Annotated in this window: 16 protein-coding genes; 12 read left to right on the plus strand and 4 right to left on the minus strand. The window is 74.6% G+C overall.

Translation table 11 applies throughout. From position 1 onward, the window contains the following. Positions 1-344 precede the first annotated feature (344 nt). From ACW69E_RS23795 to ACW69E_RS23805, 3 genes are all read left to right on the plus strand, one after another. Positions 345-1,934: an alkaline phosphatase D family protein gene (locus ACW69E_RS23795; RefSeq protein ID WP_457500327.1), complete on the plus strand. Its 1,590-nt coding sequence runs from the start codon at positions 345-347 to the stop codon at positions 1,932-1,934. Positions 1,935-1,990: 56 nt separating this feature from the next. Continuing rightward, complete coding sequence (locus tag ACW69E_RS23800) at positions 1,991-2,557, plus strand: DUF1990 family protein (protein ID WP_457500328.1); 567 nt, start codon at positions 1,991-1,993, stop codon at positions 2,555-2,557. Between the two features lie 114 nt (positions 2,558-2,671). Next, entirely contained in the window at positions 2,672-4,129 is a 1,458-nt protein-coding gene (locus ACW69E_RS23805; RefSeq protein WP_457500329.1) for a GNAT family N-acetyltransferase, read from the plus strand. Here the strand turns inward: ACW69E_RS23805 and ACW69E_RS23810 are convergent. Beyond that, on the minus strand, positions 4,077-5,348 hold the full coding sequence (locus tag ACW69E_RS23810) for a trans-sulfuration enzyme family protein (RefSeq protein WP_457500330.1): 1,272 nt from the start codon (positions 5,346-5,348) through the stop codon (positions 4,077-4,079). The genes ACW69E_RS23805 and ACW69E_RS23810 overlap by 53 nt on opposite strands. 59 nt (positions 5,349-5,407) lie before the next feature. On the opposite strand from ACW69E_RS23810, the gene ACW69E_RS23815 reads away from it, so the two are divergent. The 8 genes from ACW69E_RS23815 to ACW69E_RS23850 all read left to right on the plus strand — a co-directional run bounded on the left by ACW69E_RS23815 (position 5,408) and on the right by ACW69E_RS23850 (position 13,419). Continuing rightward, positions 5,408-5,887 carry an Lrp/AsnC family transcriptional regulator gene (locus tag ACW69E_RS23815; RefSeq protein ID WP_457500331.1) on the plus strand — a complete coding sequence of 160 codons (480 nt, stop codon included), beginning with the start codon at positions 5,408-5,410 and terminating at the stop codon, positions 5,885-5,887. 64 nt (positions 5,888-5,951) lie between these two features. Next, positions 5,952-7,682, plus strand: a complete 1,731-nt coding sequence (locus ACW69E_RS23820; RefSeq protein WP_457500332.1) for a DUF885 domain-containing protein — start codon at positions 5,952-5,954, stop codon at positions 7,680-7,682. A 424-nt stretch (positions 7,683-8,106) separates the two neighbouring features. Beyond that, positions 8,107-9,471, plus strand: a complete 1,365-nt coding sequence (locus tag ACW69E_RS23825) for an ATP-binding protein (protein WP_457500333.1) — start codon at positions 8,107-8,109, stop codon at positions 9,469-9,471. Next, positions 9,468-9,878 carry a roadblock/LC7 domain-containing protein gene (locus tag ACW69E_RS23830; RefSeq protein WP_093848653.1) on the plus strand — a complete coding sequence of 137 codons (411 nt, stop codon included), beginning with the start codon at positions 9,468-9,470 and terminating at the stop codon, positions 9,876-9,878. Before ACW69E_RS23825 ends, ACW69E_RS23830 begins: the two co-directional genes overlap by 4 nt. After that, positions 9,875-10,237 carry a DUF742 domain-containing protein gene (locus tag ACW69E_RS23835; RefSeq protein ID WP_457500334.1) on the plus strand — a complete coding sequence of 121 codons (363 nt, stop codon included), beginning with the start codon at positions 9,875-9,877 and terminating at the stop codon, positions 10,235-10,237. Before ACW69E_RS23830 ends, ACW69E_RS23835 begins: the two co-directional genes overlap by 4 nt. Then, entirely contained in the window at positions 10,215-10,826 is a 612-nt protein-coding gene (locus ACW69E_RS23840) for a GTP-binding protein (protein ID WP_457500335.1), read from the plus strand. The genes ACW69E_RS23835 and ACW69E_RS23840 overlap by 23 nt, the downstream gene beginning before the upstream one ends. Then, complete coding sequence (locus ACW69E_RS23845) at positions 10,823-12,328, plus strand: cytochrome P450 (protein ID WP_457500336.1); 1,506 nt, start codon at positions 10,823-10,825, stop codon at positions 12,326-12,328. Before ACW69E_RS23840 ends, ACW69E_RS23845 begins: the two co-directional genes overlap by 4 nt. Then, complete coding sequence (locus ACW69E_RS23850; RefSeq protein ID WP_457500337.1) at positions 12,325-13,419, plus strand: cytochrome P450 family protein; 1,095 nt, start codon at positions 12,325-12,327, stop codon at positions 13,417-13,419. The genes ACW69E_RS23845 and ACW69E_RS23850 overlap by 4 nt, the downstream gene beginning before the upstream one ends. Before the next feature lie 56 nt (positions 13,420-13,475). On the opposite strand, the gene ACW69E_RS23855 is transcribed toward ACW69E_RS23850, so the two are convergent. The 3 genes from ACW69E_RS23855 to ACW69E_RS23865 are packed head-to-tail and all read right to left on the minus strand — an operon-like array spanning position 13,476 to position 18,581. Beyond that, positions 13,476-14,321: an SDR family oxidoreductase gene (locus tag ACW69E_RS23855; protein WP_457500338.1), complete on the minus strand. Its 846-nt coding sequence runs from the start codon at positions 14,319-14,321 to the stop codon at positions 13,476-13,478. 34 nt (positions 14,322-14,355) lie between these two features. Further along, on the minus strand, positions 14,356-17,418 hold the full coding sequence (locus tag ACW69E_RS23860) for an AAA family ATPase (protein ID WP_457500339.1): 3,063 nt from the start codon (positions 17,416-17,418) through the stop codon (positions 14,356-14,358). Beyond that, entirely contained in the window at positions 17,415-18,581 is a 1,167-nt protein-coding gene (locus ACW69E_RS23865) for an exonuclease SbcCD subunit D (RefSeq protein WP_457500340.1), read from the minus strand. The genes ACW69E_RS23860 and ACW69E_RS23865 overlap by 4 nt, the downstream gene beginning before the upstream one ends. Positions 18,582-18,912: 331 nt before the next feature. Between ACW69E_RS23865 and ACW69E_RS23870 the strand changes: the two genes are divergently transcribed. After that, positions 18,913-19,638, plus strand: coding sequence for a CDP-alcohol phosphatidyltransferase family protein (locus ACW69E_RS23870; RefSeq protein ID WP_457500341.1), 726 nt, complete (start codon positions 18,913-18,915; stop codon positions 19,636-19,638). Positions 19,639-19,719 lie beyond the last annotated feature (81 nt).

Below are 19,719 nucleotides of genomic sequence, written 5' to 3' on the forward strand. Positions count from 1 at the left end.
CTTCCTGCTCGACGCGCGGACGCACCACCAGTGGTGCGGAAGTGACGACGAGATTACGCATCGTGTCACTCGTTTCGGGCACATTTGAACGATTCTGACCGAGGAAGCGGCGTAATGTTCGACCGGCAAGTGAACTTGTCATTTTCACGTGCTCTCCGCCCGCCTGTCCCGGTGCCTTGCCCGGCCTCTGTCCCGGTACGGGAGACCCTGGTGCGGCGGGTACCGCCGCGTTCACCCGGAACAGGTCCGCACGCGGCGGCGCGGTTCCCCTCCGTTCGCCTCGCGCGACCACCATGACCGGCCGTACGACCCGCTCCACCCGATGCTCAGGAGGTTGTTCGCGCATGGCACACCAGGACTCACCGGAGCGCGCCGCGCCCGCCCGGCGCTCGGTTCTGCGCGGCACGCTGGCCGCCTCGGCGGCGCTGTCCCTGCCCACCGCCGCGCTGGTGCCGGCCGCCGCGCCCGCGCTGGCGCTGTCGGGACGGCCGCGGGCCGGCTGGGGGGTGCAGACCGGGGACGTGACGGCCACGTCCGGCCTGGTGTGGGTGCGCTCGGACCGCCCGGTCCGGATGCTGGTGGAGACCTCCGCCACGGAGTCCTTCCGCAACCCGCGCCGCTGGCACGGCCCCCTCCTCGGACCGGACACGGACTTCACCGGGACGACAGCGCTGCACGGACTGCCGCCCGGTCGGCAGATCCACTACCGGGTGGTGCTGGCCGACCCCGACGACCCCCGGCGCACCGGTGAGCCGGTCCACGGCACCTTCCGCACCGCCCCGGCACGGCGCCGGGACGGGGTGCGCTTCGTGTGGTCGGGCGACCTGGCCGGACAGGGCTGGGGCATCAACCCCGACCGCGGCGGCTATCCGGTCTTCGACGAGATGGCCCGCCTGGACCCGGACTTCTTCCTCTTCAGCGGCGACACCGTCTACGCCGACGGCCCGCTGACCGAGACCGTGGCGCTGCCCGGCGGCGGCACCTGGCGCAACGTGGTCACCGAGGAGAAGGCGAAGGTCGCCGAGACCCTCGACGAGTACCGGGGCAACTTCCGCTACAACCTCCTGGCCGAGTCGCTGCGGCGCTTCAACGCGCAGGTGCCCTCCATCGTGCAGTGGGACGACCACGAGGTGGTCAACAACTGGTACCCCGGCGAGATCCTCGCCGACGCCCGCTACACCGAGCGGCGCGTGGACGTGCTGGCCGCCCGGGCCCGGCAGGCGTTCGGCGAGTACTTCCCCCTCTCCTCCCGGCGGCGCGACCGCGACGGGCGGATCTACCGGGTGGTGCGCCACGGCCCGCTGCTGGACGTCTTCGTGCTGGACATGCGCACCTACCGGAACGCCAACTCCCCCGGCCTCGAGACCTCCGACCCGCAGGGCGTGCTGGGCGCGGAGCAACTGGCCTGGCTCAAGCGGGAGCTGGCGCGCTCGCGTGCGGTGTGGAAGGTGATCGCCTCGGACATGCCGCTGGGGCTGGTCGTCTCCGACGGCGAACACGTCGAGGCGGTGGCGCAGGGCGACCCGGGCGCACCGCGGGGGCGCGAGCTGCAGATCGCCGAGCTGCTGCGGTTCGTCCGCGACCGGCGGATCACCGGCACGGTGTGGCTGACCGCGGACGTGCACCACACCTCGGCCCAGCACTACGACCCGGCGCGGGCCGCGTTCAGGGACTTCGCGCCGTTCTGGGAGTTCGTCACCGGACCGCTGAACGCCGGGGCCTTCCCGGCGAGCGCGCTGGACGGCACGTTCGGCCCCGAGCGGGTCTTCGTCAAGGCGCCGGAGCGCGGCAACGTCTCCCCGAGCGAGGGTTACCAGTTCTACGGCCAGGTGGACATCGACGGCGACAGCGGCGAGCTGACGGTACGGCTGCGCGAGGAGGGCGGCGCGGTGCTGTTCACCAAGGTGCTGCGCCCCGGCCGCGTCGGGCAGTAGGCGGCCGGGCGTCCATGGGCACGGCGCGGCGCGGCACCGCGCAATACGCTGCGCCCATGGACGCGAACGACGACCGCACGGAAGATCCCGCGGCCGGCCTGACGTACACCGGGGCGGGCGCCACCCTCGAGGGGGACCCGTCCGGCTACCCGCCGGGCTTCGGACTGCTGCGGGTGCGCACCCGCCTCGGTGCGGGCCGGGAGGTCTTCCGGGTCGCCGGACGGGCCGTGCTGACCTGGCGGATGCACCGCGCCATGGGCGTGGAGATGGCCACCGCCTCCCCGCGCGCCGAGCCCGGGGTACGCGTGGTGGTGGGCCTGGGCGCCGGACCGCTTCGGATCCACGCGCCGTGCCGGGTGGTGTGGGCGGCGGACGGCGAGCGGCGGGCGGGCTTCGGCTACGGGACGCTGCCGGGGCATCCGGAGCGCGGCGAGGAGGCGTTCGTCGTGGAACTGGACGAGGACGGTGCCGTCTGGCTGGAGGTGCGGGCCTTCAGCCGCCCCGAGGTGTGGTGGGCGCGGGCCGCCGGGCCGCTCGTCCCGCTGTTCCAGCGGCTGTACGCCCGGCGGTGCGGGGCGGTGCTGCGACGGCTCTCCCGCGCTTCCCGCGGCCGCCGCGCGTGACGCGACACCCGGCGAGGGACGCCCGGCAAAAAGGGCATGGTTCCCAGAAGGCCCTTAACCCATCGGTCACAAACCGTTCGTGATCACGCAACACCGGTCGGTGAGAGTGGTCGCATGACCGAATCCTCCGCACACCGCGCAGACCGCCGCACCGCTCGCCGCGCCGCCCGCCGCAAGGCCCGCGGCCCGCACCACTGGCGGCACGATCTGGTCGAGCTGGCGGCGCTGTTCACGGCCGTGACCGTGGCCGACAGCATCGCCAAGACGGTGGCGCACGGGCCCGACGGGCCGGTGCTGCTGGTGCTGTCGGCCGCCGCCCTGCTGGCCACGGCCGGGATCCACACCTGGTGGGCGCGGCGCCGCCACCATCCGCCGCCCGATCCCGGCGGCCGCCCGGCCGCCGCGGGCCCCGCGCAGGAGCCGCCGGTGCTGTGGCGGCTGCGCACCACCGTGCGGGAGGAGCCCGGGTCGCTCGCCGCGCTGTGCACCGTCCTGGCGGAGTTGCGGGTGGACGTCCTCGGTCTCCAGACCCACCCGCTGGGCGAGGTGGCGGTGGACGAGTTCCTGCTGCGGGCGCCCCGCGCTCTGGAGGCCGCCGAGCTGGGCCGGGCGGTGGCCGCGGCCGGCGGACGGGACACCTGGCTGGAGCGGGCCGACGCCCACGATCTGGTGGACGCCCCCACCCGGGTGCTGGGCCTGGCCACCCGCACCGCGCTGGACAGCGCCGAACTCCCTCTCGCACTACGCCAGTTGCTCGGCCGCTGCACGATCCGCTCGGTGCCCTGCCGGACGGCGGGCGGACAGCCGGGCGGGGAGTCGCACGGCGACGACGTCCCCGAGGACGGCGTGCTGGAGGAGACGGTGATCCGGATGCGTGATCCACGCGGCGGGACGATCGTCGTGGAACGCCCCCATCTTCCCTTCACCCCGACCGAGTTCGCCCGGGCCCGCGCCCTGGTCGAGCTGGACGCCCGGCTGGACGCCCAGTCGGACTCCCGTCCGGCCGGGGCCGCCGGGTCCGGCCCCGGGGCGGGGCAGGCGGGCCGGATGCCGCGCCGCCGCGAGACGCTCACGCTCCCGGAGGGGAACGAGATCACCGTGCGGCGGGCGGACACCTGCGACCTGGAGGCCGCGCGTGCGATGCACCGGCGCTGCTCGGCGCGCACCCTGGCCGCGCGCTACCACGGTCCGGTGGGGGACGCCGACCGCTATCTGGACCACCTGCTCAGCCCGCGTTTCGGCCGCACCCTGGCGGCCGAGACGGCGTCGGGGAAGCTGGTGGCGCTCGGCCATCTGATGTGGGACGGCGACGAGACGGAGGTGGCCCTCCTCGTCGAGGACGTCTGGCAGCGCCGCGGCATCGGCGCCGAACTGCTGCGCCGTCTGGTGGCGATGGCCGCCGAGGCGCGGTGCGAGAGCGTCTACGCCGTGACGCAGTCGCACAACACCGGCATGGTGGCGGCCATGCGCGGGCTGGGGCTGCCGCTGGACTACCAGGTCGAGGAGGGCACCCTGGTGATCACCGCCCGGCTCGTCCCGGTTCCGGCAGCCGCCCGGACGGGACCGCGCTGACGCCCGCGGCGTCCGCCCCGTCGTTCCCGGCGCGGCGCCCGGCCCCGCCCCCGGCTTCCCGGGCGGAGCCGAGCGCCGCGTCGAGGTCCTTCCACAGGTCCTCGACGTCCTCCAGGCCGACCGACATCCGCAGCAGCTTCTCGCCGATCCCGCCGGTGCGGCGGTCGTCCTCGCCGACGATGCGGTGGCTGATGGACCCGGGGTGCTGGATGAGGGTGTCCACGCTGCCGAGGCTGACCGCCGGGGTGATCAGCCGCACTCCCGCGATCACCTCGTGCGGCTCCCCCCTGACCTCGAAGGAGACCATGGCGCCGCCCAGCCTCGGGTAGTGCACCCGGGCGATCCGCGGGTCGTCCGCCAGGCGCCGGGCCAGTTCCGCGGCCGTGGCCGACTGCGCACGTACCCGCACCGGCAGCGTGGACAGGCCGCGCAGCAGCAGGTAGCCGGCGAGCGGGTGGAGCACGCCGCCGGTGGCGAAGCGCACCTTCCGCAGCTCGCGGGCCGTCTCCTCGTCGCAGGCGACGACGCCGCCGAGGACGTCGCCGTGGCCGCCCAGGTACTTGGTGGCGCTGTGCAGCACGATGCGGGCACCGTGCTCGACCGGCCGCTGCAGCACGGGGGTGGCGAAGGTGTTGTCGACCAGCAGCGGCACGGACCCGCAGGAGTGCGCCACGGCCTTCAGATCGATTTCGGCCAGCGTGGGGTTGGCCGGTGTCTCCACCATCACCAGGCCGGTGTCGGGGCGTATGGCGTCGGCGATGCCCGCCGGGTCGGTCCAGGTCACCTCGGTGCCCAGCAGTCCGCTGCCGAGCAGGTGGTCGCTGCAGCCGTACAGCGGCCGGACCGCGACGACGTGCCGCAGCCCCTGGGCGGCGCGCACCAGGAGCACGGCGGTCAGAGCCGCCATGCCGCTGGCGAAGGCCACGCCCGCCTCGGCACCCTCCAGCCGGGCCAGGGCCGTCTCGAAGCGGGCCACGGTGGGGTTGTCGAGCCGGGCGTAGACCGGCGGGCCCTGCAGCTGGGCGCCGGTGGCGGCGAACTCGTCCAGCCGGGCGGCCTCGGCCCGGCTGTCGTGGGAGGGGTAGGTGGTGGACAGGTCCAGGGGGGCGGCGTGCAGGCCGAGGGCGGCGAGGTCCTCGCGTCCGGCGTGCACGGCCTCGGTGGCCAGCGTTCGGGTGGCGGCCGGCGGTGTCGTGTCCATGCTGTCCTGGTGGGTCATGCCGCGATGCTGAACAACTACCGGCGTGTAGCGGAATCAAGCCGTGCTATGTTCGGCGAATGTCCGATTCAGTCGTTCTCGACCCGGTCGATCTGGAGATTCTGCGCCTTCTGCAGAACGACGCCCGGACCACCTACCGCGATCTCGCCGCCGCCGTCGGCGTGGCCCCCTCCACCTGTCTGGACCGGGTGGCGCGGCTGCGTCGCGGCGGGGTGATCCTCGGCCATGCGCTACGGCTGGATCCGGCCAAACTCGGAAGGCCCCTGGAGGCCTTTCTCTCGGTACAGGTCCGGCCCCACAGAAGGGAGTTGATCGGTCCGTTCGTGGAGCGTGTGCGAGCGCTGCCGGAGTCACGGGCGCTGTTCCACCTGACCGGTCCCGACGACTACCTCGTCCATGTCGCGGTCGCCGGGACCGCCGATCTGCAGCGGCTGGTGCTGGACGAGTTCACCTCACGCCGGGAGGTCGCCCGGGTCGAGACGCGGCTGATCTTCCAGCAGTGGACGTGCGGCCCGCTGCTGCCCGACCGGCCGGGCTGACCCGCGGCGCTCCGGCGGCCTTCCGGCGTGACGCGGCGGGTGCCGCCGTACCAGGATGAGGCCCATGTCCGATACCACGAACACCCCGTCCGGCACAGCGTCCGAAACCTCGCACGGGGCCGCGCCCCTGCCCCGCCGGATCGCCGACGCCTATGTCGACGACCTGGTCGCACTCGATCCGGTCCTGGGCACCTACCTCGGTCTCCCCGGCGGGCCGGAGGAGCTGCCCGACTTCTCCCCCGACGGCCAGGAGGCCCAGGCCGCCCTGGACCGCGCCACCCTGGAACGGCTCGCCGAGGCCGAGCGGCGGCCCGGCGGGGACGACGACGCCGAGCGGCGCTGCGCGCGCCTGCTGCGCGAGCGGCTGACCGCGGGGCTCGCCGTGCACGAGGCGGGCGAGGGGCTGCGCGCCGTCAGCAACCTCCACTCCCCGGTGCACTCGGTCCGCAGTGTCTTCACGCTCATGCCGACCGCCACCGACGAGGACTGGGCGGCCGTCGCCCGCCGGATGGCGGCCGTACCGGCCGCCCTGGAGGGCTACCGCGCCTCGCTGGCCAAGGGTCTGGCCGGCGGGCTTCCGGCCGGTCCGCGCCAGGTGGACACCGTGATCGGACAGCTCGGCCAGTGGCTGGGCGAGGGCGGCGGTGCCGACTGGTTCGCCTCCTTCGCCGCCGACGGTCCCGACTCCCTGCGCGCCGAGCTGGACGGAGGCGCCGCCGCGGCCGCCGGCGCGGTGGCCGGTCTGCGCGACTGGCTGCGCGACACCTACGCCCCGGCCGTCCACGGAGCCCCGGACACCGTGGGCCGCGAGCGGTACCGGCGGTGGGCGCGCTACTGGAACGGCACCGAGCTGGACCTGGCGGAGGCGTACTCCTACGGCTGGGAGGAGTACCACCGCATCCACGCCGAGATGCGCTCGGAGGCCGCCAGGGTCCTGCCGGGCGCCGCGACCCCGTGGGAGGCGCTGCGCCACCTCGACACGCACGGCCGGGCGATCGAGGGCGTGGAGGAGACCCGGGTGTGGCTCCAGGAGCTGATGGACGAGGCGATCGAGAAGCTGGACGGCACGCACTTCGACCTGGCCGGGCCGGTCCGGCGCGTGGAGTCCATGATCGCTCCGCCGGGCAGCGCCGCCGCGCCGTACTACACCGAGCCGTCGCTGGACTTCTCCCGGCCCGGCCGCACCTGGCTGCCGGCGATGGGCAGGACCCGCTTCCCCCTCTACGAGCTGGTCACCACCTGGTACCACGAGGGCGTTCCCGGCCACCACCTCCAGCTCGCCCAGTGGACGTACGTCGCCGACCGGCTCTCGCGCTACCAGACGTCGGTGGGGATGGTCAGCGCCAACGCCGAGGGCTGGGCGCTGTACGCGGAGCGGCTGATGGACGAGCTCGGCTTCCTGCACGACGCCGAGCTGCGGCTGGGCTATCTGGACGCGCAGATGATGCGCTCCGTGCGGGTCGTCGTGGACATCGGCATGCACCTGGGGCTGGAGATCCCGGACCACTCCCCCTTCCACCCCGGCGAGCGCTGGACACCCCACCTGGCCCAGGAGTTCTTCGGCATGCACAGCGGCCTGCCCGCCGACCACGTCGAGAGCGAGCTGGTGCGCTACCTGGGCATGCCGGGCCAGGCGATCGGCTACAAGCTGGGCGAACGCGCCTGGCTGAAGGGACGTGCGGCCGCCCGCGCGGCGCACGGCGACGCCTTCGACGCCCGGAAGTGGCACATGGACGCGCTGTCCCTGGGCTCGCTGGGCCTGGACGACCTGGTGACGGAGCTCTCCGCGCTTTGAACCATGCGCGGGTCGCGCTCCGAACCGCGCTCCGGGCGCCGTACGGCGCCCCGTGGGGCGCGTGGGTCCACACCGCGCGCCCCACGGGGGCCGGCCGCCGGCACTGCCCGGCCGCCCCTTCCTTCCCCCTCCCTCGCCCTGCCGTCACCCTCCGGCCACCCCACTATCACGGTTTCGACACGTTGCTGGTGTACATGCCGGATTTGCGGAAACCACTGCGGCCCTCTCCCGAACACCGCCGCGGCGCTCCGTTCCGACGCCATATCAGATGATCGCCCACAGAGCCACAAGCTGGCCATTTCCCCTCCCTCGCCCGCCCTCGGGCCCTACGCTGTCGTCGCACGCGACCCGCGGTTACCCCGGTCGGCACCACCCGACGGTTTGACCGTTTCTTCCCGCAACGACGCGTCCGCGAGGAAAGTTGATGACCGATATAACGACCGTGGCGAGTCTGTTCGGCTCGGGCCTGGCCGTGGCCCTCACGCCGGTGGCGGTACGCCAGGCTCGTCTGATCCGCGGGCTGCGGACGCAGCTGTCCGAAGCCCGTTCCGGCAGCCGGGCGCGGGACGCCGAGCTGGCCCGGCTGGCCGGGGTGAGCCTGCCGGTGACCGTCCAGGCCGTCAGCGACCGGCAGCCGGTGCCGGACCTCCCGCCGGTCTCCGCGGAACTGGCCGGAACGCCGTTCGCCCGCCACCTCGACGACCTCCAGGAGCAGGTCGTGCGCGCCCTCACCGACGCCGAGGGCCGTACCGCGCAGATGACCCAGGCGACACTGCTGTCCGTGGCCCGCACCCTCCAGGCGCTGGCCAACAAGCAGCAGATGGCCGTCACCGACATGCTCCGCAAGCACGACTCGCCCGAGGTGCTGGGCGATCTGCAGGTGGTCGACCACGCCACCGCCCAGATCCTGCGCCGCGCCCAGGCGATCACCGTGGTGTGCGGCTCGTACCTGGGCCGGCAGCACGACGCCACCCCGCTCAGCGACGTGGTGCGGGGCGCGGTCAGCCGCATCCTGGACTTCCGGCGCGTGAGGATCTTCCACGACGAGGGGGACCGGGCCGTCGTGGGGCGGGCCGTGGAGGGCCTGGTGCTCGCGCTCGCCGAGCTGCTGGAGAACGCCACCCGCTACTCGCACCCGGACACCCAGGTGCTGGTGCAGTTCGAACGCGCGCACAACGGGCTGTCCGTCATCGTGGACGACAAGGGCGTGGGCCTCCAGCCCGGCGAGAGGGAGCGGGCCCAGAGCCTGCTGTCGGGGCAGGGGCCCGTCAGCGTCACCCGGCTCGGCGATCCCCCGAAGTTCGGTTTCGCCGTGATCGGCATGCTGAGCAGCCGGTACGGGTTCGAGGTGTCGGTGACCAAGTCCCCCTACAGCGGGGTGCGGGCCGTGGCCTTCCTGCCCAGCTCACTGCTCACCGACCCGGCCCCCACCCAGCCGGCGGCCTCGCTCGACTCGTCCGGCCCGTCCGGCTCCCTGCCGCAGGCCGCCGCCGCGGTGACCGCCGAAGCGGTCGGCGCGGCGGCCACCGGGGCGGCGGTGGGCCCGGCGGCCCCGGCGGGGAACACCACCGCGGGCGGACTGCCCAAGCGGCGCCGGCGCGCCTCCGGCGCACCGGCGCCCTCCGTCCCCGCCCCCCGGTCCGCCGGGCAGCCGGCGCCCGGCCGCTCGCCGCGGGACTCCGCGGCCGCCCTGGGCGGTTTCGCCCGTGCCGCGCGGACCGCGCAGCGCAACACGTCGACGTCCGGAGGGTCCGAGCCGGACGGGTCTGAAGGGAACACCGAGGCATGATCTTCGACAACGAGAAACTGGCCTGGATGCTGGGGCAGATCATGGACCAGCCCGAGGTCCACGACGCCCTGCTGGTCTCGGGGGACGGCCTGGTCCGGGCCTGCACCCCGGGCCTGGACCGGGACACCGCCGAGCAGACCGCCGCCGCCCTGGCCGGTGTCCAGGCCACCTCCAGCGCCAGCGCCCGGCTGTGCCGCTCCGCACCGGACTCCTGGGAGCAGAGCCTGACGCAGTTCCGCGACGGATACGTCATCACCATCCGGGCCGGCGACGGGAGTTTCCTGGCGGTGGGCACCTCCGGCGCGGCGGACGTGGAGGCCGTCGGCTTCCGGATGCACCAGCTGGTGGCCCAGCTCGGCGGGCAGATGACCAGCGAACCCCGCCACGACGCGGGCGGCCCGACATGACCCCCCGCCGCGTACGCACGGACCTGGTCCGGCAGTACGTCATCACCGGCGGCCGCAACCGGCCCAGCCGCAACACCCACGCCCTGGAACTGGTCACCCTGGTCACCGCCACCGGCGACCGGCCGGTGGCCGAACTGGAGCCCGAACAGCAGAGGATGGTCCGGCTGTGCCGGGGCGGCTACCTGTCGGTGGCCGAGGTCGCCGGCCACGTACGGCTGCCGGTGTCCGTCACCACCATCCTGCTGGCGGACCTGATCGACAGCGGCCACATGGTCGCCCGCAAGCCCCCGCCGGTGGCCCGGCCCACCGACCTCGACGTCCTGGAGAAGGTCCTGGATGGCCTCAACAACATTGCCTGACGGTGACATCTACGTCCGCGACACCGTCCAGACCGCCGCCAAGCTCCTGGTCGTCGGACCGTTCGGCGTCGGCAAGACCACACTGATCGGCGCGGTCAGCGAGATCGAGCCGCTGCGGACCGAGGAGGTCATGACACAGGCCGGCGCGCTGGTGGACGACCTCAGGGGCGTGGAGGACAAGAGGACCACCACCGTCGCCATGGACTTCGGCCGCCTCACCCTCTCCCCCGAGCTGGTGCTGTACCTGTTCGGCGCGCCCGGCCAGCAGCGCTTCATGCGGGTGGCCCCGGTGTGGCGGCAGCTGGCCCTCGGCGCCTACGGGGCCCTGGTGCTGGCCGACACCCGGCGCCTGGACGCCTCCTTCGACGCGATGGAGACGGTGGAGGGGCACGGTCTGCCGTACGCGGTCGCCCTCAACTCCTTCCCCGACTCACCGCACTTCCCCGAGGAGGAGCTCCGCGAGGCCCTCGACCTGCGGCCCGAGACCCCCTTGGTCGACTGCGACGCGCGGGACCGCGCCTCCGCCGCACGGGCGCTGATCGCCCTGGTCAAGCACGTCCGCACCCACTACCAGGAGCACGTTTCGTGACGATCCCGCCTCCCGGCCCTGGCACGGCTCCGCCGCCGGGCTGCCCCGCCCACCGGCCCCCGGGCGCCTCCGCCGCCGGGCTGCCCCGGCTGTACGGCCCCGCCTTCGCCGCCGACCCGGACACCACCTACGCCGAGCTGCGCGCACAGGGCCCGGCGAGCTGGGTGGAGCTCGCCCCCGGCGTCCCCGCGATCGTGGTCACCGACTACGGCGCGGCCCTGGAGGTGCTGCGCAGCTCGCGGTTCAGCAAGGACGCCCGCCGCTGGACGGCCCTGAACCAGGGGCTGATCCCGATGGACAACCAGGTCGTCCCCATGATGGGTTTCCGGCCCAGCCTGCTGTTCGCCGACGGCGACCGGCACCTGCGGCTGCGCAGGACCGTCGACGACACCCTGGCCCGCGTCGACTCCTACCGCGTGCGCGCCTTCGTGCGGCGCGGCGCGACCGCGCTGATCGGCGAGTTCGGTCCCGCCGGCTCGGCGGATCTGGTCTCCCAGTACGCCGAGCGGCTTCCGGCGCTGGTGTTCACCCAGCTCTTCGGCTGCGACGACGCGCTGGCGGGCCGGATGTCCCGGGCCTGCGCCCAGATGATCGACGCCGAGCCCGCCACGGCCCAGCAGGGCAGCGAGGATCTGGCCCGCTGTCTGGGCGAGCTCGTCGCCGCCAAGCGCCGCTCCCCCGGCGCCGACGTGACCTCCTGGCTGCTGCACCACCCGCTGGGGCTGTCGGACGAGGAGATGATCCACCAGCTGGTGGTCCTCGTCGGCGCGGGCACCGTGCCGCAGTCGGCCTGGATCTCCAGCTCCGTCATGCTGCTGCTGACCGACGACCGGTTCGCCGGCGATCTGTCCGGCGGCAGCCTCACCGTCTCCGACGCCCTCAACGAGGTGCTGTGGGAGCGGTCGCCGATGGCCAACTTCTGCTTCCACTACGCCACGAACGAGTACGAGCTGCGCGACGACTCCGGCGCCGGGCTGCTGATCCCGCCTGGTGTCCCGGTACTCATCAGCCACGCGGCGGCCAACACCCAGCAGCCGCGCGACGGCGGCGGCGACCGCCGGGCGGCCAACCACGCGCATCTGGCGTTCGGCGCGGGGCCGCATGTGTGCCCCGCCCAGGGCGTCTCCCAGATCATCACCGACGTGGCCATCGAGACGCTGCTGGATGTGCTGCCCGACGTGGCGCTGGCCGTCCCGGCGTCCGAACTGACCTGGCGGCCGGGCCCGTTCCACCGCAGCCTGTCGGCGCTGCCGGTGACCTTCCCGCCGCTGCCCCCGTCCGACCCCGTATCCGGCTCCGTACCCGGCCCCGCGTACGGCTCCGTGCCCGCGCGCACTTCCGCACCGTCCGACACGACAACCGGAGGCCAGTCATGGAATCCCCCGACATCCCCGTCCTCGACCCCACAGGCCGGGACCTCCACGGCGAGGCGGCCCGCCTCCGCGCCAGGGGGCCGGCGACGCGGGTGGAGCTTCCCGGCGGGGTGGTCGCGTGGTCGGTGACCGGACACCAGTACATCAGGCGGCTGGCCGGCGACCGGCGCGTCTCCCGTGACCCGAGGCGGCACTGGCCCGAGCTGGAGCGAATACCCCAGGACTGGTCGCTGAACGTGTGGGTGCGGGTGGTCAGCGCCTTCACCAGCTACGGCGCCGAGCACCGCCGGCTGCGCAACATGATCGCCCCCTCCTTCACCCCCCGCCGCACCGAGGCGCTGCGCCCCCGCGTCCAGGAGATCGTCGACGGGCTGATCACCTCCCTGGAGGCCACCGATCCGGGCGAGGCGGTCGACCTGCGCGCGAAGTTCGCCTACATCATCCCCAACGAGGTGATCTGCGAGCTGTTCGGCGTCCCCGCCGACATGCGCGCCTGGACCCGCCGGGTCATGGACGCCGTCCTGAACACCGGCGCCTCCCCCCAGGAGGCGCGGGCGGCCTACGCCGAGATGTGGGCCTGCATGCGCGCGCTCGCGGACGTCAAGCGCGTCCGGCCGGGTGACGACATGACCACCGAGCTGATCGCCGCCCGCGACGGCGACTTCGCCTTCGACGAGGACCAGCTGATCAGCACCCTCGTGCTGATGATCGGCGCGGGCAGCGAGACGGCCGTCAACCTGATCGCCAAGGCCGTCCACGCCCTGATCACCCGGCCCGACCAGCTCGCTCTGGTGCGGGAGGGGAGAGCGAGCTGGGACGACGTGGTCGAGGAGACGCTGCGTCTCGAGGGCCCGATCATGCACATGCCCCTGCGCTACGCGGTGGAGGACATCGACCTCGACGGCGTGCTGATCCGCAGGGGTGAGCCCATCATCCTCGCCTTCGGCGCCGCGGGCCGCGATCCCGCCCTCCACGGCGAGGACGCCGACGCCTTCGATCTGACCCGCGCCGAGCGGGAGCACCTGGCGTTCGGCTACGGCGTCCACTTCTGCCTGGGCGCGCCCCTGGCCCGTATGGAGGCAGCCATCGCGCTCCCGGCCCTCTTCGGGCGCTTCCCCGACATCCGGCCGGCCGCCGGGGTGGACGGGCCCGTGCCCCAGGCGTCGTTCATCGCCAACGGCCACCGGTCCCTGCCGGTCCACCTCAAGCCCGTCTCCTGACGTCCGTCGCGGGCCGCCGACGCCGGCGGGCTCCGTGCCCGCCGGCGTCGGCGGCGTCAGCGGCCGAAGCCGCCGTCGGAGGTGATGACCTGGCCGGTGATCCAGGCCGCCTCGTCGGTGGCGAGCCAGGCGACCAGCCGGGCCGGGTCGTCCGGCCGCCCCCAGTGTCCGCCGGGGAAGAGGGATGCGATGGACGCATGGGTCTCGCCGGTGGCGTAGCCGGTGTCCACCGGGCCGGGGTCGACCGTGTTGACGGTGACGCCCCGGCGGGCCAGGGCGGTCGCCAGACTCCGGGTGACGGAGGCCAGCGCCCCCTTGGCCAGTGCGTAGGCCATCTCGCCCGGCATGCCGGCGCCCTGGTCCTGGCCGGAGGTCGTCATCACCACCCGGCCGTCGCGCCGCCCCTCGCCGCGCAGACGCGCGTACGCCTGGACCAGCAGCACCGTGGAACGGGTGTTCACCGCCCAGTGGGCGTCCAGCATGTCGACGTCGATCTCCTCGAGGGTGCCGTCGCGGCCGTTGAGGGCGTGGTTGGCGACCAGGATGTCCAGCCGTCCGCCGAGGGCCTCGGCGGCGGCGCCGACGACTTCCGCCGGGGCGCCGGGGGCGGTCAGGTCGCCGGGGCCGTGGGTGACGGTCGCGCCGTCGGCCGCGAGCGTCCGCAGATCCGCGGCGAGCGCTGCGGGGCCGTCCGGGTCCGCTCCCCAGGGCTGCCCGGCGTCGTGGGGTGTGTGGTGGTGGAGGTGGACGCTCGCGCCGTACGCGACCAGCCGGCGGGCGATCGCGTAGCCGATTCCGGCCCGGCGGGAGGCGCCGGTGACCAGGGCGGTGCGGCCGAGCAGGGGCAGCAGGTCGCGGCGGGGGGTGTCTGAGGCCATGTCGGGGTTCGCTTCGGAGGGCATGGTCCGTCATCCTCGCGGCGTGCCGCGCCGGCCGTCACCCGGTTTTCGGCACCCGGTGGCGGACGGCGGAGCCGGAGCGGGTCTTGACCACCTCCAGCTGCGCCGGGATGCGCCGGCGCAGATCGGCGACGTGGCTGACGATGCCGACGCTGCGGTCGCGTTCGCGCAGGGAGTCCAGGACGTCCAGCACCTCGTCGAGGGTCTGGTCGTCCAGACTGCCGAACCCCTCGTCGATGAAGAGGGTGTCCAGTCGCAGCCCGCCCGCCTCCTCGCAGACCACGTCGGCCAGGCCGAGGGCGAGGGCGAGGGAGGCGAAGAAGGACTCGCCGCCGGAGAGGGTGGCGGTGTCGCGCTCGTTGCCCGTCCAGGCGTCGATCACGTGCAGGCCGAGCCCGGAGCGGCCGCGGCCAAAGGCGCGTGCGTCGGAGTGGACGAGGGTGTAGCGGCCCGCGGACATGTACGCCAGGCGGGCGCTGGCCGCGGCGGCGACCTGCTCCAGACGGGCGGCCAGCACATAGGACTCCAGCCGCATCCGGTGCTCGTTCTGCGCCGACGTGCCGGCGGTGAGGGCCGCCAGCCGGGCGACGCGGTCGTACTCCTGGCGCAGCGGGGCGAGTTCCCGGGTGTCGGCCAGGGCGCGGGCGGAGAGCCGGTCGAGCTGCTCGCAGCGGGTGCGGGCCTCGGCGTGGGCGGCGGAGGCGGCGTTCAGCCGTGCCACGGCCGCCGCCGACGCGGCCTCGGCCCCGGAGGTGCCGGCTGTTTCGCAGTCGGCCGTTTCGAGGTCCTCGGGTGTGAGGTCCGCCAGCTCGGGGGCGGCCAGTTCGGCCGCGACGGCCGCCTCCTCGGCCTGCCGGTCGTCGATGCGGCGCTGCAGAAGGCGCTGCTCGTCGCCGGTGAGCCGGGCGCCGGCTGCGGCCCGCGGGGTGTCGAACCCGGCGCGCCAGACGGCGTCCGCCAGCCGGGCGTCGGCCTCCTTCAGCCGCAGCGCGGCGGCCTCCGCGGCGGCAGCGGCCTCGGCGGCACCGGCCAGCCGCCGGACCAGGCGCTCCAGTTCGGCCGCCCGGTGGGCGACGGAGGGAGCCTCGCCCCGGGCCCGGGCCACCTGCTCGGCCAGCTCGTCCCGCTCCCCCAGCAGCGCCTCGCTCCGGGAGACGCGGGAGGCCGTGCGCCGTTCGGCCTCCCGCCGGACGGCCAGGCGTGCGTCGTGCTCGCGGACGGCGCGCTCCAGGGCCGCGCGGGCGTCCCGCGCGCCGGAGGCCGCCTGCCGGGCGGCGGCGTGTTCCTTCTCCAGCTCCACGACCTGCTCGGCGAGTTCGGCCGCGGATGTCCCGCCCGCCTCCTCGTCCGCCGCGGCCAGCCGGTCGCGTACGGACTCCAGCCGCTGCTCGGCCCGCCGCCGCAGGTCCTCCGCCCGCTGGTAGTCGGCCAGAGCGCTCTCCTCGGCGCTGCGGTCCGCGTGCCCGCTCCCGGGGCGGGCCGGGTCGGGGTGTTCACGGGAGCCGCACACCGTGCACGGCTCGCCCTTCTCCAGTCCGTCGGCGAGCTCGGCCGCGATACCCCGCAGGCGCCGCTCCTTGACCTCCAGCCAGTGCTCCTTGGCGGTCAGTGCCCGCTCGAGGGCGGCCGACAGCTCGGCGCCGGCCGCTTCCCGCTCGGCGGTGAGGGTGTCGCGGCGGCGGGCGGCGTCCAGGGAGCGCCGCAGGCCGTCCAGCCGCCGGGCGAGTTGCTCGGCCAGGGGCGCGGCCTCCGCGGCGGCGTCCACGTTCCGCTGGTGGGCGGCGCGGGTGGCCTCCCACCCTTCCAGCCACTCCTCCGCCTCGCGCAGTGCTTCCTCGTCCGAACCGGACTCCCGTTCCAGCCGGGCGAGTTCACCGTCGAGCCGGGTGACGCGTTCCTCGGCGCGCCGGGCGGCCTCCAGCGCGCCCAGCTCCCGGCGGGTGGCGCGCTCCAGGTCCGCCAGCCGCTCGGCGGGAGCCCGGGCCGCCTCGCCGGGCAGTCCGGCGCGAGCCCGCTCCTCGGCGTACGCGGCTTCGCGGTCCTCCCTCTCGGCCTCCTCCCGCAGGGCGAGGGCGGGGGCGACGGTGTCGGCGGCGCGGGCCCGCTCCAGCCGGGCGCGGTCGGCGCGGTGCTCCTCCTCCCGCGCGGCCAGCTCCCCGGCGCGCCGCCGGGCCTGCGCGTACCGCCTGCGCCGCCGTTCCAGCTCGCGCGCCTCGTCCAGCCGCCGCCGGGCGTCGGTGTGAGCCTCTTCGGCCAGGCGCAGGGCCGAGGCCGCGGCGTCCAGCCGTTCGCGGGCCAGGGAGCGGGCGGGCGCGGCCCATCCGAGTACGGCGTCGGCCAGGGCGAGGTCGCCGGGGGAGAGACCGGCGAAGGGGTCGCCGTCCGGTCCGGCGCCCGGCTCGGCGCCCGGCTCGGTGGCGTCTCCGGCCGCCTGCCACATGCGGTGGGCCAGGGTGAGCAGCCGCTCGTCGCCGTCGCGCACCCGGCGCTGCGCGGCGGCGCGCAGCTCGGCCAGGTGCTGTTCGACTGCGGCGAAGCGGTGGGTGTCGAACAGGCGGCCCAGCAGTTTCGCGCGCTCCTCCGCGCCGGCCCGCAGAAAGCGCGCGAAGTCGCCCTGCGGCAGCAGCACCACCTGGCAGAACTGCTCGCGGCTCATGCCCAGCAGCTGGGCCAGTTCCTCGCCGATCTCCTGGTGGGAGCGGCTGAGCGCCTTCCAGGTGCCGGCCTCGGCGTCGTACTCGCGCAGCCAGGACTGGGCCTTGTCGGTGGTCATGCCCGTACCGCGCTTCTTGGGGCGCCGCTGCTCGGGCTGCCGGGTGACCTCCAGCCGCCGCCCGCCGACGGTCAGGTCCAGGACCACCTCGGTGCGGGTACCGGGGGCGGCGTGGTCGCTGCGCAGCCTGGCGGGGCCGGAGGTCTGGCGGACGCCGGGCACCCCGCCGTACAGGGCGTAGCAGACGGCGTCCAGCACGGAGGTCTTGCCCGCGCCGGTGGGTCCGTGCAGCAGGAACAGTCCGGCGGCGGACAACTCGTCGAAGTCGATCTCCTGGGTGTCGCCGAAGGGCCCGAAGGCGGTGACGGCGAGCCGGTGCAGTCTCATCGGGGCGCCTCCGTGCGGGCCGCGTCGGCGCGTACGGCGTCCAGGGCCGCGCTCAGCAGGGCCCGCTCGCCCCCGTCGGGTCCCGCTCCGCCGCGGACGTGGGCGACGAAGTCCTCGGCGATCTCCTGGTCGGTGCGGTCGCGCAGCCTGCGCCCGTAGGAGGCCAGGGGATCCCGCTCGGCGCGCTCGGGGTCGAAGACGAGGGTGAGGACGTGGGGGAAGCGGGCGGCGAGCCGGGCCATCGGCTCGCGCGGGCGGACGGGATCGGTGAGGGTGGCCTCGACCCAGGCCTGCTCGTGGCGCTCCAGCGCGGGGTCGGCCAGCAGTTCCTCCAGCGTCCCGCGGACGCGCGCCAGCGGGCGCGGCACCGGGCAGTCGATCCGTTCGGCCGCCACCTCGCCGCGCGGCCCGAGGTCGACCAGCCACACCGACTTGCGGTGGTGGGTCTCGGAGAAGGAGTAGGCCAGCGGCGATCCGCAGTAGCGGATCCGCTCGGTGAGGGTCTGGCAGCCGTGGAGGTGGCCCAGTGCCGCGTAGTCGGCGCCCTCGAAGACGGAGGCCGGGACGGAGGCGACGCCGCCCACGGTGATGTCGCGCTCGCTGTCGGAGGGCTCGCCCCCGGTGACGAAGGCGTGGGCGAGGACGACCGAGCGGGTCCCGGCGGGGCGGGCGGCCAGGTCGGCGCGCACCCGGTCCATGGCGGCGCCCAGCACCGCCGCGTGCCCGGCCCGCTCCACCCCGAAGTGGTCCTTGACCAGGGCCGGCTCCAGGTAGGGCAGACCGTAGAACGCCACCTCGCCGTGGGCGTCGGACAGCAGGACGGGGGTGGCGCAGCCGGCGGGGTCGGTGCGCAGATGGATGCCCGCCCGCTCGATGAGCCCGGCGGCCACCCCCAGCCGGCGGGCCGAGTCGTGGTTGCCGGAGATCATGACCGTCGGCACGCCGAGGTCCGCCAGGCGGTGCAGGGTCTCGTCGAAGAGTTCGACGGCGGACAGCGGCGGCACCGCCCGGTCGTAGACGTCCCCGGCGACGAGGACGGCGTCGACGCGCTCGGTGCGCGCCACCTCCACCAGGTGGTCGACGAAGGCCTCCTGAGCGGACAGCAGGCTCACCCGGTGGAAGCTCCGGCCCAGGTGCCAGTCCGAGGTGTGCAGCAGTCTCAAGATCCGGCTCCGCCCCGCAACGTCTGTCCCTCTCCTCGCCCCCGTCGGATTCTCGCACGATCCGTTCGGCCAAATGCCCCGTACGGGCGAATCGGGGTGCTCGGCGGGGCGGACGGCCGGTGGATCGCACCGCGCGGCTTCCCCGGGTGCGGTCGGCCGCCATGGCCCGGGGGCCGGCGCCTCGAAGCCGATGTCCTCGGTGCGGAGACGCCGCACAGGACCGTGGTGGCCGGCGTGTGGGAAGCGAAGGAGCCGGCGGAAGGCCCGCCGGGAGGAGCCGGCTGCCATGATGTGCTCCTTCGTGTTCCGTGCTCCGAGCGGGGGGAAGAGAATGAGCCGGTTCCGTTACGCGGTGGGGGAGTTGGCGGCGGCGCAGAAGCCGGCCAGGGGGGTGTCGCTGTACTCGCGGTACGTCAACCGGCCGGCCGGCCGGTTACTGGCCGCCGCGGCCTACGGCGCGCGGATGTCGCCCAACCAGGTCACGGCGGTCAGCGCGGTGTTCACGTTCACGGGGGTGGCGCTGATCGCCCTGCTGCCGCCCTCCCACGGTCTGGCTCTGGGGGTGTTCGCCGCTCTGGTGACCGGCTTCGCGCTGGACTCGGCCGACGGGCAGCTCGCCCGGCTGACGCGGCGGGGCGGCCCGGCCGGGGAGTGGCTGGACCACGTGGTGGACTGCGCGAAGATGCTCGCGCTCCACACGGCGGTGCTCGTCTGCTTCCACCGCCACTTCGGCTTCTCCGACCCGGTGTTTTTGCTCATCCCCCTGGTCTTCCAGTTCGCCGCCGTGACGGTCTTCTTCGGCGGCGTCCTCACCGAGCAGCTGAAGCGGAACGCGGCGGGCCCCGGGGCAGGGACGACCGTGGCCCCCGCACCCTCCGCGCTGCGCTCGGTGGCGCTGCTGCCGGTGGACTACGGGCTGCTGTGCGCGGTCTTCCTCTTCCTGGGCGACCGCGAGCTGTTCCTGGTGCTGTACTGCGCGCTGCTCGCCGCCCATCTGCTGTTCCTGCCGGCGTTCCTGGCGAAGTGGTACCGCGAGCTGTCCGCCCCCGCCCGCTGACCGGCCGCTCGCCCTTTCGCCGCCCCGGCGCACGGGGCCGGGGCGGCGAAAGGGCCTTGTGAGGACTGCCGGAGGGACGAT

The organism is Streptomyces sp. SS8, from assembly GCF_054072955.1.